Source organism: Desulfatiglans parachlorophenolica, assembly GCF_055394735.1.
Window position 1 is genome coordinate 828,127 of sequence record NZ_AP042460.1, and the last position, 16,100, is coordinate 844,226.

Here is a 16,100-nt window from a genome sequence, read left to right on the forward strand (position 1 = left end):
GCCTCCGGACTGCCTCCTCTTCCCTTTGATGGCTGTTCAGATTGCTCGCGTCGCTCTATCGTTTTCTGCCGCTTTGCTGGATCAAGGCATCGGTTCGAGCGGAATTGTAGTGCCGGTTTCTGTCCTGCTGAGGGTTTTTGTTGTCGGATTTGTAGATTCCCTGTTCTTTTCGATTGCTGGTGTTGGTATTGGGATTACCTCTATGGTTTGACCGATTTTCATTCGTATATTTATTCGTATTCCTATGTTTGTCGCTATGTTTACTATCCCTATTCACATGTTTGTGGTTTTCGAAATTGTCTTTCTCCCTGCTGTTTTTATCCTTGTAGTGTCTATTGTGATCTCTGCGGTCTTTTTTATAACTATTTTCATGTTTTCTTTCGTGCTTGTCCCGATGTGAATCATGATAATCTTTCGTATAATAATGCCTGTGTTCATGGTGGACATATTTGACTTGACGTGGATAGTAATGATTTGGAAGCGCCTTCCAATGCTCACGTTTTGGATGTTTATATCTTGAATAGTACCATCGGTTGTGATGATAGTAATAATAGCAGTTTTCATGATAATAATAGTAGTATGGATAATACAGACCAGCGAAAAAGTACGGGCCTGACAATACGACCGTCACAGGGAGTGGTGGCACGATGTCCACGTGAGCACCATGGTGCCCGATTGAAGCGGCGCATGAGATGGAACTCAGGGGCAGCATCAAAAACATCAGAATAAACCTCTTCATATCGTTCTCCTACTCTTAGCTCTTAGGGGTCGGACCAAGATAAGATATTGATATCATGTAATAAGAAACCAAGAAAATGCCGTTTTTTAAACTTAGATTGATCATTTAGCTCGCCAAATGAAGCGTTTAAGGTTCTACCGTTTTTTAGAACGTTCAGACCAAACAGATTTTCAGACTGATTTCCATTTTCCAGCACCTTGAAATCTTACAGGCCTCTTTCTTGGCCCGAAATGATCGGTCTAAGCGCCAAATACGGTACTTTTTAAGGGTAATCGCTTGTAATATCAAGTCGGTAGCTTGGTCCGACCCTATTGATTTATTTTAGGTGCAAATTGTGGAGAAGATGTGAAAGAGTTCGGAAAAGGTTATGGGTTGTCCTCTTTTTTTTCATGCGGTGGGGTGGTACCATTGATTCCGTTGGAGCGATGCGGCTTATCGAAGTAAACAGGACGGGAGAGCGGTGAATGGCTTTTGTGGGGGTGAGCGTCGAGCGGGTGGACGCCCGGGCGAAGGTGACAGGCCGGGCAAGATATGTGGATGATATCCTGCTGGCGGGGATGCTGTATGCTCGGGTGTTGCGGAGCCGCATCGCCAACGGGTGGGTGCGGCGGATCGATGCCGGCCTTGCGGCTGCAATTCCGGGCGTCCGGGCTATTGTCACCTACCGAGATGTCCCCCGGCACACCTTCCCGACGGCGGGCCATCCTTTCAGCTTGGACCCGGCGCGGCGCGATATCGCCGACAGGCGCCTCCTGACGCAGCGCATCCGGTTTTACGGGGACGAGATCGCGGCCGTCGTGGCGGTCGATGAAGCGACGGCCGAACGGGCGCTCGACGAGATCGACGTGGAATACGAGGAGTGGCCGCCGGTCCTGGATCTGGCGGCGGCCCGGCAGCCGGGGGCAGCTGAGGTCCACGAAGGGACCGGGAATCTTCTCCAGGAGAGCGGTTACGGAATCGGCGATGTCGACGCAGCCCTGAAGGGGGCCGATTGGGTCGTCAAGGGCAGGTTCGTGACCCAGGTCGTCCACCCCTGCGCGCTGGAGAATCACGGCGCGGTGGCCGCCGTCGACCCGCAGGGCTGCATCGTGGTTTACTCCTCGACGCAGATCCCGCATATCTGTCGCCGGATCGTCGGTCAGGCGCTGGGCATTCCCTGGGGCGGGGTTCGGGTGGTAAGGCCCTTTGTCGGCGGTGGTTTCGGTGGCAAACAGGACGCGGTTGTGGAGCCCCTGGCGGCCTTCCTGTCGACGGTTGTCGGCGGCCGACCCGTCAAACTCGTGCTCCCGCGCGAGGAGACCTTCGTCGGCACCCGCGTGCGCCATGCCATGGAGCTTACGCTCGAGACCGGGGGGAAGGCCGACGGGACCCTGACCGCCCGCGTCCTCGAGGCAGGATCCATGAACGGGGGCTATGCCTCCCATGGGCATGCCATCGTCTCCAAAAGCGGCACCCTCTTTCGCCAGATGTATGCCGCCGAGGCGGTGCGCTTCGAGGCCGCAACGCTTTACACCAACACACCGGCCGCCGGGGCGATGCGCGGCTACGGTGCCCCGCAGGTCATTTTTGCGGTCGAATCCCACATGGATGACATCGCGCTCGCACTGGGCATGGATCCGGTGGCCCTTCGCGAAAGGAATCTTTACACGGAGGGCTTCGTCGATCCGCCCACCGAAGTCACGATGCACACGCGCGGCCTTCTCGAGTGCATCCGCAAAGGGAAGGGGCTGATCGCATGGGATGCGAAGCGCCGCGCCGGCCGGAGCACCGGTCCGAGGCGGCGCGGGGTCGGGATGGCCTGCTTCTGCTACGGTACGGGGATCTACCCCGCCGGACTGGAGCTTGGCGGCGCGCGGATCGTCCTGAAGCAGGACGGCTCCGTCGACCTCCAGATCGGAGCTGCCGAGATCGGGCAGGGGAGCGACACGGCGCTTTCCCAGATCGCCGCGGACGTCCTCGGCATCCCCATCGAGACGGTGCACATCCCCTGGGAGCAGGATACCGAGAGGACGCCCTACGATCCGGGCGCCTACGCATCGCGTCAGACCTACGTCTCGGGGATGGCCGTAAAAAGGGCGGCGGAGGCCGTGAAGGCCGCGATCCTCGACCGCGCGCAGGCCCTGACGGGCGCTGCCGCCTCCGAACTGGACATCGTCGATGGATGGGTGGTCGAGCGGCGTCGGAGCGGCGCCCGGCTGGTGCCGGTCTCGGAGGTTGCCCTGGACAGCTACTACAACCTGGCCACGGCCTCGCCCATTGCCGCCGATGTGAGCTGCAACGTGAAGACCAATGCGCTCGCGTTCGGCTGCACATTCGTCGAGGTCGAGGTGGACACGGAAACCGGCAAGGTGGGCATCCTGGAACTATACAACGTCCACGACTCGGGACGGATCGTCAACCCGCTGATGGCCGAAGGGCAGGTGCAGGGCGGCGTCCAGATGGGCCTTGGCTACGCCCTGTACGAACAGCTCCTTTTCGACCGAAAGACCGGCCGTACCCTGAACCCGAACCTCGAGGATTACAAGATCCCGACCGCCGTCGACGCCCCGCCTGTCGGCGCGGTCTTCGTTCAAACGGACGAGCCGACGGCGCCCTACGGGAACAAGGCCCTCGGGGAACCGCCGATCGTCTCGGTTGCGCCGGCGGTCCGGAACGCGATCCTCCATGCGACCGGGCTCAAGATCGACACGCTGCCCATGACCCCCGAACGCCTCTTCGCCGCCTTCAGGGCGCAAGGGTCGGCGGTTGGCGGCGCGGTGAGATGAAAGGAGAGACGAGATCGGATGTTTGAACTTGTATGGATCATTTTTTTCGTATTGGTCGTCTCAGGCGGTTGCTCGGTCTTCGAAGCGGTCCTCCTTTCGGTCCCCCGACGCTTTATCGAGGCCAAGGTCCAGGCCGGCAGCCGGCACTGGCGGGTGTTCCGGGGCCTTCGGGCCGAACCGGACGCGCCCATTGCGGCCATCCTTTCGGTCAACACCATCGCGCACACGGCAGGGGCGGCCTTCGCGGGTTCCGCGGTAGCCGCCGTCTTCGGGCAGGATCACCTCGGGTGGTTTTCGGCGGTCTTCACCATCCTCGTCCTGGCCCTTTCGGAGATCCTGCCAAAGACGATCGGCGTGGTTTATGGAAGGTCGATCGGCGCCGTTTGCGGGTACATCATCCGATCGATGGTGATTGTCATGGCGCCGTTTATCTGGATGAGCGGGCTTCTGACCCGCTGGGTTTCCAGAGGGAAGGCCGCCGATATCGTAACCGCCGACGAGATCCGGATCCTGGCTCGGCTGAGTCGGCAGGGCGGCGCGATCAAAGGGTACCAGGAGGCGACCATCGAGCGGATCCTGACCCTGCACGACAAACAGGTGAAAAACGTCATGACGCCCCGCACGGTCGTGTTTTCGCTGTGCGCACATTTGACGGTGGAAGAAATCTGCCGGCAGGAGAAGCGCTGGGAGCACAGCCGGTTTCCGGTCTACGATCAGGGTTCCGAAGACATCGTAGGGGTTGTCCTCACCAAGGAGCTTTTCATGGCCTTCGCCGCCGACCGGAAGGACGCGCGCCTCGAGGACCTGATGCACCCGGTGCATTTCGTCATCGAAACGGCGCCGCTGAACAAGGTCTTGACGGAGTTCCTTCAGCTGCGTCAGCATCTGTTCGTCGTGCTGGACGAATACGGCGGGGTTTCCGGGGTCGTGAGCCTCGAGGACGTCCTCGAAGAGATCCTCGGAAGCGAGATTGTCGATGAGTCGGATCAGGTGACCGACAAGCGCACGCTGGTCAAGAAGCGCGGCACGGCCTGAGTAAGGCGTTATGCCGTTCGACAGAGGGCGGGGCGGGCTGCCTGCAGCCTCCCGCAGAGCACTCCCCCCATGGAGATTTCCACAGGGTGGAAACAATGGCCGTTTCCTCGGGGAAACGGAACCTCAAACCGCAAGAAATGGAAGAGAAAGGAGCGACAATCATGGCAAAAATGACGAAGGAAATGCAGGAGATGTTCAACCGCGTAGGGCTCAAGCAGTTGGCGACCGCGGACAGGAAAGGGGTCCCCAACGTGGTGCCGATCAACTTCATGAAGCTTCTGGATGACGAGACGATCCTCGCCTCGGCTGTCTTCATGACGAAAACATTCAACAATATCAAGGAGAACCCGCTCTGCGCCATCTCTATTTGGGAGGGCTTCGCCGGCTACCAGTTCAAAGGCTCCGCCACCATCCTGACCGACGGCCCGATCTTCAAGGACACCCAGGCCTGGACCGAGGAGGAGGGAAAGAAGCTGGGCCTTCCCCTCAAGTCCAAGGGGGCGGTGGTGATGAAGATCACCGAGATCTTTTCGGTGTCCCCCGGACCGGACGCCGGCAAGAAGATCGCCTAGGTCGATTCAGGGAGGCCTGTGAACCGGTTCTTGCGGGCAGGCCCATCATTTCTCGATAAAAGGGCGTCGCAGCCGCACCGCCCGACGGACGGCTGCGACACCGCACCTCCTGAAAGCCTTCAACATCCCCGCTTATAGGCGGTGTTTACAGCCCGCCCCTCCCATTCGCTCCGTCTGCACCCGATCGGCCATGCGAGCGGCGGAGCGCCGCTCGCATGGCCGACTGCTTTCCAATTATGAGCCTCTGACCAAAAAAATCATTGACAAAAGAGATAGAGGATATATGTTATGAGCGTAAGCTCATAAAATGTCCGCACGGGGAAACGTGCTCCGTGGCTCAGTATAAGGATAGGAGGGCGGCCCTGGGTTGGCGCTGCGCGATGTTGGCGCCCGAACGGCTCAGGAAGCGTTGTTCCGCCCTGCGATTCAAGGCCTTTTTCCTGATGGCGGACGCAGCATGACATGAAAGGAGGTGGACGGTATGCCGGCTTTTGATGGAACGGGTCCCGCAGGAATGGGGCCGATGACGGGATGGGGTCGCGGATACTGCAACCCCGCAGCTCGGGTCAACAGACCTTATGGTGGTTTTCCACCCGGGTATGGCGCGGGCGGATACGGCTACGGGGCGTTTCCGGCCCTTGTGCCCGCGGCCCGCGGAGGATGGTTCGGCGGTGCCTTCGGGTTCGGTCGTGGCTTTGGCAGACGCCGTGGCTTCCGCCGGCTGGGGTGGTGAGCGCCGCAGGGTGAGACCCTCCGCCCGAACATCCAGAGATCTTCTCTACGGTGCATCACGATTGATCTTCAAGAAAGGAGGCATTGATTATGCCGGGATTCGATGGAACAGGCCCGAGGGGCGAAGGCCCCATGACGGGCGGTGGACGTGGTTACTGTAATTCTGCTGCGGCGGGTTACGGCTATGGTCCGGGCTATGGCGCCGGTTACGGCTTCGGCCGGGGCGGGGGCTATCGCGCGGGGGCGGGTGCCGGCTGGGGGCGTGGCTACGGCCGCGGCTACGGCCGGACTGCTGGAGTTTACGGCGGCGGGTACGCTCCGCCAGCCTACGGCCGCTATGCCCCTCCGTACGGCGCCCCTTACCCGATGAGCAGCCAGGATGAGGTGGTCATGCTGAAGGAGCAGGCGCGCATGGTCAAGGCCGAACTGGATGCCATTACCAGGCGCATGGAAGAACTGGGAAAGGAAGAATCGCAACCCTGATCCATAACCCCTTTCCCCGCGGATTCCCGCCTGGCGCGTTGAACCCTTGCCGGGAATCCGCGGCAATTCCACTCTCACGACGAAAGGCTTCACTGAGAGGAGATGCTATGCTTTTTGAGCGAAAGGTTTCCTCTTTTCGCTTCGATGGACGCGCCTTCCTCCCCGATCCCTGAGATTTTCCGAGTCTGATCGCCTTCCTGCTTCGATTTAACGCCCATACCAAAAAATGGCTACACCGGTTGTAGCTAAAATAATCACAACTCTACATGACTTGCCCTACTAGCGTCTGGTCCGTTTTTCCCCTGAAAAGTGCGACTGAGTGTAGTTATATGCTACATTTTCAGTGCGACCGCGGCGCTCGCCGCGGATTAATTCGAATAAAAATATAAACGATATCAATATTTTGCTTTAGATTTGCTGTATCTGGCCTTTTCCTTGCATGTCCTAAAAGGCAAGAGAGCCAGGGGTATGAACACAGGGCTCGAAGACAGGAGTGGAGCGTGAACGCGTTGGACTGCCGGCGGTCAGAGGCGCTCCTGCCCTGAAGAAAACCTTCCCGAAGGAGGCTGATCGATGAACGAGAATATGTCAAACCACAGAGAAGGCGGAGATCTTCCAGGGTTCAAGGTGCTGGCTGACCAGTGTGTCTGGATGAAGGCAGGGGTCGTCAACTTCCGCAGCTGCGACCGCGGCTACGACTGCTTCAACTGCCCGTTCGACAGGGCCATGCGCGCCGCCATGGACGCCCAGAACCCGCGCAGGGGCCAAACCCGGCCGCTCGGCTGGGCAGCCGCCATGCGCACCCGGTATCTCGGGCATCGGAAACCCTGCGTGTATTTCCTCAATCAGAAGAGCGGCGCACCGGAGGCCTGTCCGCGGGACTACGACTGCGACAGCTGCCCGGTCGAACTCGCGTTCGGCTACGAGCCGCTCCGGCAATCCATCGCTGCCCGACGCACCGAACAGAGGCCGGGAACGGGCAGGGCGGAGAGGCCGCCGCTTGTCTTCCCGTTTCCCAACCATGAGTGTGTTTGGATGAAGGCCGGGATCATTGGCATGCACCTGTGCGACAACGACTACGACTGCTACCATTGCGAGTTCGACCGGAGTATGCGCGCGGCTATGCTGGAAGGGCCCCCGAAGGCGCAGGATGCTGTCCTGGCCGCCATCGAGCCGGTCATCCGGCCTTGCATCTATGCCTTGATCGGGCATAAGGACGCCCCGCCGCTGTGCGCCTCCAACTACGCCTGCCACGCCTGCCCGACGCACCGCGCGATTGCTGGTGAAAAGGCCTGCGAGCCGCGCCCGATCGAGCGTCCTGCCTGCCGGAACGTCACCGGATACCCGGTCGCCGACGGCTACTACTACCACTTTGGCCACACTTGGGTGCACGTCATCCACGGCGGCTGCGTGCGTGTCGGCGTGGATGGTTTCGTCGGCAAGCTCCTCGGGCCGATCGACGGGGTGGAGTTGCCGGCGCCGGGCTCGGATCTCGAGCGGACCCGCGCCGGCTGGGTGCTGACCCGCGGCGATCACCGAGCCCCGGTCCTCTGCCCGTTGACGGGCCGGATCCTGGCTGTGAATCCGAAGGTGGTCGAAGTGCCCGCGACCGTCTCCGAGGATCCTTACGGCGACGGCTGGCTTTTCCAGATGGAGCCTTATCACCTGAAGCAGGAGACGCAGAGCCTCTATTCCGGCGCGGAGGCTGCCCTCTGGATGGAGCACGACGCCCGCGAACTGGTGGCGATGATGGGCCCGGGCTATGAAAAACTCTCGGCCACGGGCGGAGAGGTGGTTCCCGATATCTTCGGCCACTTTCCCGAACTCGGCTGGGATCCTTTGGTGCGAACCTTCCTGCGGACCGCCGATCCGGGCGCGCACGCCGGGTGATGCACCAGCCGCTGGTGTTTCATCCTGCTCGGCGTGTGCGCGCCGCGATCCGGCGGGACAAGGCGGCGTGCAGAGCCATTCTCGTATTCGGCTTAGGCTGCTTACCGCTGACGCCGCCCGAACGACCTCCATACGCCGCCCGACCGGCGTCTGAGCGCCGGGAAAACGATTCCGTCGGGGGGCAGCAATCCCCCCACCGGGGGGGTGCTGCAGAAAGCGTTGGAAAAAGAAAACAGGAAAATAATGAGTCTCAAAATGAGTCTTTAAAAGAATAAGAGTCCCGGCGGACCGGCCGGGAACTGTTGCAGAAAGCCTTGAATCCGAGAAAATGAAGGAGTCTTCAATGACTGAGAATCCCGTTTCTATAGGATCCGTGATGGTGGTGGGCGGGGGAATCGCCGGTATCCAGGCCTCTCTCGACCTGGCAGACTCCGGATACTTCGTTCACCTGATCGAGAAGGGGCCTGCGATCGGGGGGCTGATGAGTGCCCTCGACAAGACCTTCCCGACCAACGACTGCGCGATGTGAATTCTCTCACCCAAACTGGTCGAGGTCGGCCGGCATCTGAACATCGCGCTGCATACCCTGACGGAAGTCGAGGCGCTCGAAGGGGACCCTGGGCACTTCACTGCGGTCCTCCACGAATCCCCCCGCTACGTCGACACCGAAAAGTGCATCGCCTGCGGCGTCTGCGCCGAGAAATGCCCCCGCAAGGTGAACGACCCTTACAACGAGGGCCTCGCCAAACGCAAGGCGATTTATGTCCAATACCCCCAGGCGGTCCCCCTCAAGTACGCGATCGACAAGGACCACTGCATCTATTTCGAGAAGGGGACCTGCCGCGCCTGCGAGAAATTCTGCCCCGCCGGGGCGATCGATTTCGAGCAGACGCCGAAGACCCACCGGGTCGAGGTCGGCGCGGTGCTCCTATCGGCCGGCTCGCAGGCCCTGGACCCGATCCTCTATAAGGAATACGGCTACGGCCGCTTCCCGAATGTCGTGACCAGTATGGCCTTCGAGCGCATCCTGAGCGCTACCGGGCCCTTCCGCGGGCACCTCACACGTCCCTCCGACGGGAAGACCCCCGAGAAGATCGCATGGCTTCAGTGCGTCGGCTCCCGCGACACGACCCACAAGGCGCACCCCTACTGCTCCGGCGTCTGCTGTATGTACGCCGTGAAGGAGGCCGTCATCGCCAAGGAGCACGCCGGCGGCGCGCTCGACGCGGCGATCTTCTTCATGGATATGCGCACCCACGGCAAAGATTTCGACCGCTATTACGAACGGGCGCGGAACGAGGCCGGCGTCCGCTTCATCCGGTCGCGGATCCATACCGTGGAGACGGCCGGCCCTGGCTCGGACGACCTCCTCCTGACCTATGTCGATGAGAGCGGCACCCGCCTGAGCGAGCGCTTCGACCTGGTCGTCCTCTCGGTCGGTCTCGAGATCGGCGCCGAGGCCCGGGCTATGGCCGAGTGTCTCGGCGTGGCCCTCGATGCGGACGGTTTCGTCCAGACCGGCTGCCTCGGCCCGATGGAGACGAGCCGGCCCGGGGTCTTCGTCTGCGGTGCACTCGGCGGACCGGCCGATATCCCGCAGTCTGTGATCAGCGCTTCGGCCGCGTCCTCTGCGGCCGCTTCCCTCCTGGCGGGCGCGCGGAACACCCTCATCCACGAGAAGACCTATCCGCCCGAAACACCCGTCGCCGACGACCCCCCGCGGATCGGCGTCTTCGTGTGCCATTGCGGGATCAACATCGGGAGCGTCGTGGACGTCCCCGCCGTCCGCGACTACGCTGCCGGCCTGCCCCACGTCGCCTACGCGGGCGACAACCTCTTCACCTGCAGCGAAGACACCCAGAAGATCATCCGCGACACGATCGCCGAGCACCGCCTGAACCGCGTGGTGGTGGCCGCCTGCACCCCGCGGACGCACGAACCGCTCTTCCGGGAGACCATCCGGGAGGCCGGATTGAATCCGTACCTGTTCGAGTTCGCCAACATCCGCGACCAGGATGCCTGGGTGCATCAGAAGGAGCACGAGGCGGCGACGGACAAGGCCAAGGACCTCGTCCGGATGGCGGTCTCGAAGGTGGCGCTCCTCGAGCCGATCGAGCGGATCCGCCTCGCCATGCAGCAGTCGGCGCTCGTCGTCGGCGGCGGGGTGGCGGGCTTGAACGCCGCCCTCGACCTGGCCGACCAGGGGTTCACGGTCTATCTCGTCGAAAAGTCCCCCCGCCTCGGCGGCTACGGCCTCCGCCTCGGCCGGACCTGGAAGGGGGAGGACATCCCCGCTTATACCGCGCGACTGATCGAACGCGTCGCATCCCATCCGCGGATCGAGGTCCTCCTCGAAACGGAGATCCAGTCCGCCTCGGGTTTTGTCGGAAACTTCGCCACCACGGTCGCCACCGCCGCTGGGGCCCCCCGCGAGATCTCCCACGGGGCGGCCGTCTTCGCGACCGGCGGGGATTATCTCCGCCCCGACGAATACGCCTACGGGCAGAGCGACCGGGTCACCTGCTGGCACGACCTGATGGCGCGCTTCGACGCGGAACCCGCCGCCCTGGCCGAAGCCGAAGCGGTGGCTTTCATCCAGTGCGTTGGGTCGCGCGAGGGTGACCGGCCCTACTGCTCCAAGGTCTGCTGTACGGCCTCCGTCCAGCAGGCGCTCGAACTCAAAGAGCGGCGCCCCGACCTGGACGTCTATATCCTCTACCGCGACATGCGGACCTACGGCCAGCGTGAGGCCCTCTATCGGAAGGCCCGCGAGGCGGGCGTCATCTTCATCCGCTATGACCGCGGCGAAAAGCCCGAGGTCACGGTGGACGGGGACAAGCTCCACATCCGCGTCCGGGACCACGTCCTCGGTGTGCCCCTGTCGCTCACCGTCGACTACCTGAACCTCTTCACAGCCATCATCCCATCCGGGCAGGACCGCCTCTCGCAGCTCTACAAGGTTCCTCTGAACGACGACGGGTTCTTCCTCGAGGCCCATGCGAAGCTCCGGCCCGTCGAGTTTTCCTCCGACGGCCTCTTCGCCTGCGGCGTTGCCCACTACCCGAAGCCGATCGAAGAGAGCATCGCCCAGGCCCGCGCCGCCGCCTCGCGGGCGGCGACCCTCCTGGTCAAAAGGGAGGTCGAGGTCGAGCCGCTCGTCTCCGCGGTCAACCGTGACAAGTGCATCGGCTGTGGCTACTGCGCCTCCGCCTGCCCCTTCGGCGCCATCCAGCTCGAGAAGGTCCCCGGCAAGGGCTACCGGGCGCAGAACCTCTCGGCCCTCTGCAAGGGGTGCGGGGTCTGCGCAGCCAGCTGCCCCCAGAAGGCGATCGACATGGTCCATTTCCGCGACCGCCAGATTTTGGCGGCTGTCGAAGCGGGGGGCGACAGCGCCCTCGCGGTCAAGCGCCGCCTGAAGGCCGCCCGCCAGGTTGTCGCCGTTTCGGGCTACAAGGTCGCGGATGACTATTACTACCACGTGGGGCACACCTGGATGCGCGTCGAGAAGGGCGGACGCCTGCGCGTCGGGGTCGACGACTTCGCGGGCAAGGTCCTCGGCCCGGCCGACCGGATCGAACTGCCTCCAGAGGGGGCGACCCTCCGCCAGGACCGCAGTGCGTGGCGGGTCCGGCGCGACGGAAAGGGCGCGGCCTTCCTGGGCCCGGCGACCGGCAAGGTCTTCATGGTGAACCGCGAGGCGCTCGAACACCCCGAACTCGTTGTGGACGACCCCTACGACAAGGGCTGGCTGCTGATCCTCGAACCGCTGACCTCCTATGTGGATCCGACGCGGGTTCGGAAGGGGGAGGAGAGCCGGCGCTGGCTCGACGAAGAAGTGAAAAAACTGCTCGAACTCATGGGCCCGGAATACGAACGTCTGGCCGCGACGGGCGGCGAGCCGGTGAAGGACCTTTTCGGCCACTTCCCCGAACTCGGCTGGGAGCGGCTGGTCAAGACCTTTCTCAGAACAGATGCCTGATTTGTCGGGAGGAGAAGCTATTATGCCACAGACCTTTGAACCAAAAATCCTCGCGTTTCTCTGCAACTGGTGCGCCTATGCGGGGGCCGATCTTGCCGGGGTCTCGCGGATCCAATACCCGTCGTCCCTCCGGACCGTCCGCGTGATGTGCTCCGGCAGGGTGGACCCCCTCCACGTCATCAAGGGCCTCAGAAGCGGCTTCGACGGCGTCTTCGTGTCCGGGTGACACATCGGGGAATGCCATTACCAGTCTGGTAATGTCTACGCGGCACGCGAGATGAAGATGGTCGAGACCCTCCTCGAGACGGCGGGTCTCGGCGCGGAGCGGGTCCGCCTCCGCTGGGTGAGCGCGGCCGAGGGCCAACTCTTTGCGCAGTATGTACGGGATTACACCGAAACCATCCAGAGCCTCGGCCCACTCGACACAGAGGCGGCCGCCGGCACGCTCGATGCGGCGCTGCGGGCGCTTTCGACCCCGCGGCTCCGCTGGCTCACCGGGATGGAGATCCAGATCACCGAGCGCGGGAACGTCTACGGCGAGCGCTACGACGAGGCTGCCTACGAGCGGATGCTCCGGCAGACCATCGAGGAGGAGTTCCAGAAGGCGCTCATTCTGGAGGCGCTCGCGGAGGGACCCCTGAGCCTGCGGGACATCGCCCTCGAAACCGGGCTTCCCATTCACGCGGCCTCGGTCAGGCTGAACGATCTCGAAAGGTCCCACGCTGCCCAACTGGCGGGGTACGACGGAACGACCCCCCGGTTCGCGGCGACTGCATAAACCGCAAGACAAGTGAGGAATGCCATGTTTCCAGGGAACCAAGACGGTGTTGAAGGTTCGGTGATGGTCGTCGGTGCCGGTATCGCCGGTATGCAGGCGGCTCTGGATCTCGCGAACGCCGGATATTACGTCCACCTGGTCGACCGCTCGCCGAGCATCGGCGGGATGATGGCCCAGTTGGACAAGACCTTTCCGACCAACGACTGTGCGATGTGAATTATCTCACCGAAACTGGTCGAGGTCGGCCGGCATCTAAATATCCATCTGGTTACGAACACGGAAGTCGAGAGCCTGGAAGGTGAACCGGGTCGTTTCCGGGCCATGCTGAAGAACAACCCCCGCTTTATCGACCCTGCGAAGTGCACGGGCTGCGGGCAGTGCAGCGCCGTCTGCCCCGTGACCGCCGTGAACGAGTTCGATTGCGGCCTAGGCCGTCGGACTGCCACCTACATCCAATATGCGCAGGCGGTTCCGCTCGCCTACATCATCGACCGGGAGCTGTGCATCGGCTGCGGGATGTGCCAGAAGGTCTGCCTCGCCGAGGCGGTCCAGTATGACGACCAACCGCGCCGGACCGAGGTCACGGTCGGTGCCGTGGTCCTGGCGACGGGCAGCGAGGTCATGGACCCCTCGAACCTGAAGCCCTACAGCTACGGGGAGTCGCCCAATATCGTCACGAGCCTCGAGTTCGAACGTATCCTGAGCGCCTCGGGGCCTTTCAGCGGGCACCTGATGCGCCCCTACGACCGCGAGGAGCCGCGCAAGATCGCCTGGCTCCAGTGTGTGGGGTCCCGTAGCCATAACGGCGGGAAGCCCTACTGCTCTTCGGTCTGCTGCATGTATGCCATCAAGGAGGCGGTCATCGCCAAACAGCATGCCCACGGGACGCTCGACACGGCGATCTTCTACATGGACATGCGCACGCACGGGAAGGAGTTCGAGGAGTACTTCGACCGCGCCCGCAACGAGCACGGGGTCCGCTTCATCCGCTCCCGCGTCCACAGCGTCGAGCCGGCGGGAAACGGCGACCTCGTTATCCGCTACGCGGACGAGGCCGGGAACCTCGAAAGCGAGGTCTTTGACTTGGTGGTCCTTTCGACCGGCTTCCAGGTCCCCGAGGAGACGGTGCAGCTGACCGAACGCCTCGGCGTCGACCTCGGGCCGAACCGTTTCGCCGCTACGACGAGCTTCGCGCCCGTGGCGACCTCCGTCCCCGGCGTCTACGTCTGCGGTTCTCTCCAGGGGCCGAAGGACATCCCGCAGTCCGTCACCGAGGCCTCGGCCGCCGCGGCGGCCGCCGGCAGTTCGCTCTGCGCCGCCCGGTGGAGCTGCACGCAGGAAAAGATCCTCCCGGCCGAGCGCCCCGTCGTGGGCGAGCCCCCGCGGATCGGCGTCTTCGTCTGCCAGTGCGGGATCAACATCGGCGGGGTGGTGGACGTCCCCTCCGTCCGGGAGTACGCCAAAACGCTCCCCTACGTGGTCTACGCGGAGGACAACCTCTACACCTGCAGCCAGGACACCCAGGTCAAGATGGCCGAGGTGATCCGGAAGCAGGGGATCAACCGCGTGGTGGTGGCTGCCTGCACCCCTAAGACCCACGAACCGCTCTTTCAGGAGACGCTCCAGAACGCGGGGCTCAACAAGTACCTCTTCGAGATGGCTAACATCCGGAACCAGGACAGCTGGGTTCACAGCAACGATCCGCGCGCTGCGACCGAGAAGGCCAAGGACCTCGTCCGCATGGCGGTGGCGAAGGCCGGCCTCCTCGAATCCCTGCGCGAGGAGGAGCTCGGCGTCGACCCGGCGGCCCTTGTGATCGGCGGCGGCGTGGCGGGGATGGTCGCTGCGAAGAACATGGCGGACCAGGGCTACGAGGTCCACCTCCTGGAGCGCTCCCCGCGCCTCGGCGGCCAGGCGAACGGCCTCTCGAGGACCTGGAAGGGCGAGGACATCCAGGCCTACCTGAAGGGCCTGATTGCGGAGGTGGAGGACCACCCCCACATCCATCTCCATCTCGCAGCGGAATTGACCGGAGTGGACGGTTTCGTCGGGAACTTCGTCTCCAAAATCGATGGCAATGGCTCCGGCCCAACGGAGATCCATCACGGGGTCGCGGTCATCGCCACCGGCGCCGTGGAGCACCGGCCGCAGGAATACGCCTACGGCACGGATCCGCGGATCATGACCCACCTCGAACTCGACCGGCGCTTCCTCGATCACGACCCGTCCCTGGCAGGTCTCGGTTCAGCGGTCTTCATCCAGTGCGTCGGCTCGCGCGAGCCGGAGCGGCCTTACTGCAGCCGGGTCTGCTGCACCCACTCGATGGTGAGCGCCCTCGAGCTGAAGCGGCTGAACCCCGAGATGAGCGTCACGGTTCTTTACCGGGACCTGCGGACCTACGGGGAGCGGGAGGAACTTTACCACCAGGCGCGTGCGGCGGGCGTGATCTTCATCCGCTACGAGCCGGACGACAAACCCCGAGTGAGCGCCGGGCCCGAGGGGGTCGACGTCACGGTGATGGACCCGATCCTGCAGCGCGCGGTGCGGCTGCGCTCGGACCTCCTCGTCCTCGCGACGGCGATCGTGCCGCCGGACGGCACGACCCTCTCGCAGTTCTTCAAGATCCCGACGAGCCGGGACGGCTTTTTCATCGAGGCCCACGCGAAGCTCCGGCCCGTCGACTTTTCGACGGAGGGGGTCTTCCTCTGCGGCCTGGCCCACTACCCGAAGACGCTCGACGAGAGCATCTCGCAGGCCCTGGCGGCCGCCGCCCGGGCGACCGGGTATCTGGCGGCGGGCAAGGTCTCGGTGAGCGGTACCGTCGCCGAGGTGGCGCCGGGCATGTGCAGCCAGTGCGGGGTGTGCGTGACGGTTTGCCCGTTCAACGCCCCCCATTTCTCGGAAAAGGGCCCGGCGGAGGTGAATCCAGCCCTCTGCAAGGGCTGCGGGCTGTGCGTTTCTTCCTGCCGGAGCGGCGCTATCCGCCTGAAAGGCTTCGACGATGGCCAGATCATGGCGATGATCGACCAGATCTGAGCCTTCTCCTAACGAACGTCCCCTCGGGCGCGTATCCCGGAGCATCCGGCGGCGGCTCGGCCTGCCTTGCAACCGGCTCCTCCCCCGGGTG

8 protein-coding genes and 3 pseudogenes are annotated in these 16,100 nt (G+C 63.1%); all 11 read left to right on the top strand.

The annotated features are described in order from the left end of the window. Positions 1 to 28 precede the first annotated feature (28 nt). The 11 genes and pseudogenes from ACZ500_RS03860 to ACZ500_RS03910 all read left to right on the top strand — a co-directional run bounded on the left by ACZ500_RS03860 (position 29) and on the right by ACZ500_RS03910 (position 16,009). A complete protein-coding gene (locus tag ACZ500_RS03860; protein ID WP_464231219.1) occupies positions 29 to 211 on the top strand; it encodes a hypothetical protein in 183 nt (60 codons plus the stop codon). 992 nt (positions 212 to 1,203) lie between these two features. Then, positions 1,204 to 3,504 (top strand): xanthine dehydrogenase subunit XdhA, encoded by a 2,301-nt coding sequence (gene xdhA, locus ACZ500_RS03865; protein WP_464231220.1) that lies wholly within the window; start codon positions 1,204 to 1,206, stop codon positions 3,502 to 3,504. An 18-nt stretch (positions 3,505 to 3,522) separates the two neighbouring features. Next, entirely contained in the window at positions 3,523 to 4,539 is a 1,017-nt protein-coding gene (locus tag ACZ500_RS03870; RefSeq protein ID WP_464231221.1) for a CNNM domain-containing protein, read from the top strand. A 161-nt stretch (positions 4,540 to 4,700) separates the two neighbouring features. Beyond that, positions 4,701 to 5,111 (top strand): pyridoxamine 5'-phosphate oxidase family protein, encoded by a 411-nt coding sequence (locus ACZ500_RS03875; protein WP_464231222.1) that lies wholly within the window; start codon positions 4,701 to 4,703, stop codon positions 5,109 to 5,111. A 481-nt stretch (positions 5,112 to 5,592) separates the two neighbouring features. After that, complete coding sequence (locus ACZ500_RS03880) at positions 5,593 to 5,844, top strand: DUF5320 domain-containing protein (protein WP_464231223.1); 252 nt, start codon at positions 5,593 to 5,595, stop codon at positions 5,842 to 5,844. A gap of 89 nt (positions 5,845 to 5,933) precedes the next feature. Then, the gene (locus tag ACZ500_RS03885; protein WP_464231224.1) at positions 5,934 to 6,326 is read left to right on the top strand and encodes a DUF5320 domain-containing protein; all 393 of its coding nucleotides are present in this window, start codon (positions 5,934 to 5,936) and stop codon (positions 6,324 to 6,326) included. 573 nt (positions 6,327 to 6,899) lie between these two features. Next, positions 6,900 to 8,216, top strand: a complete 1,317-nt coding sequence (locus tag ACZ500_RS03890; protein ID WP_464231225.1) for a glycine cleavage system protein H — start codon at positions 6,900 to 6,902, stop codon at positions 8,214 to 8,216. Between the two features lie 343 nt (positions 8,217 to 8,559). Beyond that, positions 8,560 to 11,607 (top strand): annotated as a pseudogene (locus ACZ500_RS03895) (FAD-dependent oxidoreductase); the annotation flags it as partial. 138 nt (positions 11,608 to 11,745) lie between these two features. Further along, positions 11,746 to 12,195, top strand: a pseudogene (locus ACZ500_RS03900) (glycine cleavage system protein H); the annotation flags it as partial. Positions 12,196 to 12,217: 22 nt separating this feature from the next. Then, positions 12,218 to 12,613: pseudogene (locus ACZ500_RS03905) on the top strand (hydrogenase iron-sulfur subunit); the annotation flags it as partial. A 384-nt stretch (positions 12,614 to 12,997) separates the two neighbouring features. After that, a complete protein-coding gene (locus ACZ500_RS03910; RefSeq protein WP_464231226.1) occupies positions 12,998 to 16,009 on the top strand; it encodes an FAD-dependent oxidoreductase in 3,012 nt (1,003 codons plus the stop codon). Positions 16,010 to 16,100 lie beyond the last annotated feature (91 nt).

What these genes read in the sequence shown, in the direction of transcription:
- ACZ500_RS03860 (WP_464231219.1), top strand. Translation starts at nt 29, where the DNA reads ATGGCTGTTCAGATTGCTCGCGTCGCTCTATCGTTTTCTGCCGCTTTG.
- xdhA (WP_464231220.1), top strand. Translation starts at nt 1,204, where the DNA reads ATGGCTTTTGTGGGGGTGAGCGTCGAGCGGGTGGACGCCCGGGCGAAG.
- ACZ500_RS03870 (WP_464231221.1), top strand. Translation starts at nt 3,523, where the DNA reads ATGTTTGAACTTGTATGGATCATTTTTTTCGTATTGGTCGTCTCAGGC.
- ACZ500_RS03875 (WP_464231222.1), top strand. Translation starts at nt 4,701, where the DNA reads ATGGCAAAAATGACGAAGGAAATGCAGGAGATGTTCAACCGCGTAGGG.
- ACZ500_RS03880 (WP_464231223.1), top strand. Translation starts at nt 5,593, where the DNA reads ATGCCGGCTTTTGATGGAACGGGTCCCGCAGGAATGGGGCCGATGACG.
- ACZ500_RS03885 (WP_464231224.1), top strand. Translation starts at nt 5,934, where the DNA reads ATGCCGGGATTCGATGGAACAGGCCCGAGGGGCGAAGGCCCCATGACG.
- ACZ500_RS03890 (WP_464231225.1), top strand. Translation starts at nt 6,900, where the DNA reads ATGAACGAGAATATGTCAAACCACAGAGAAGGCGGAGATCTTCCAGGG.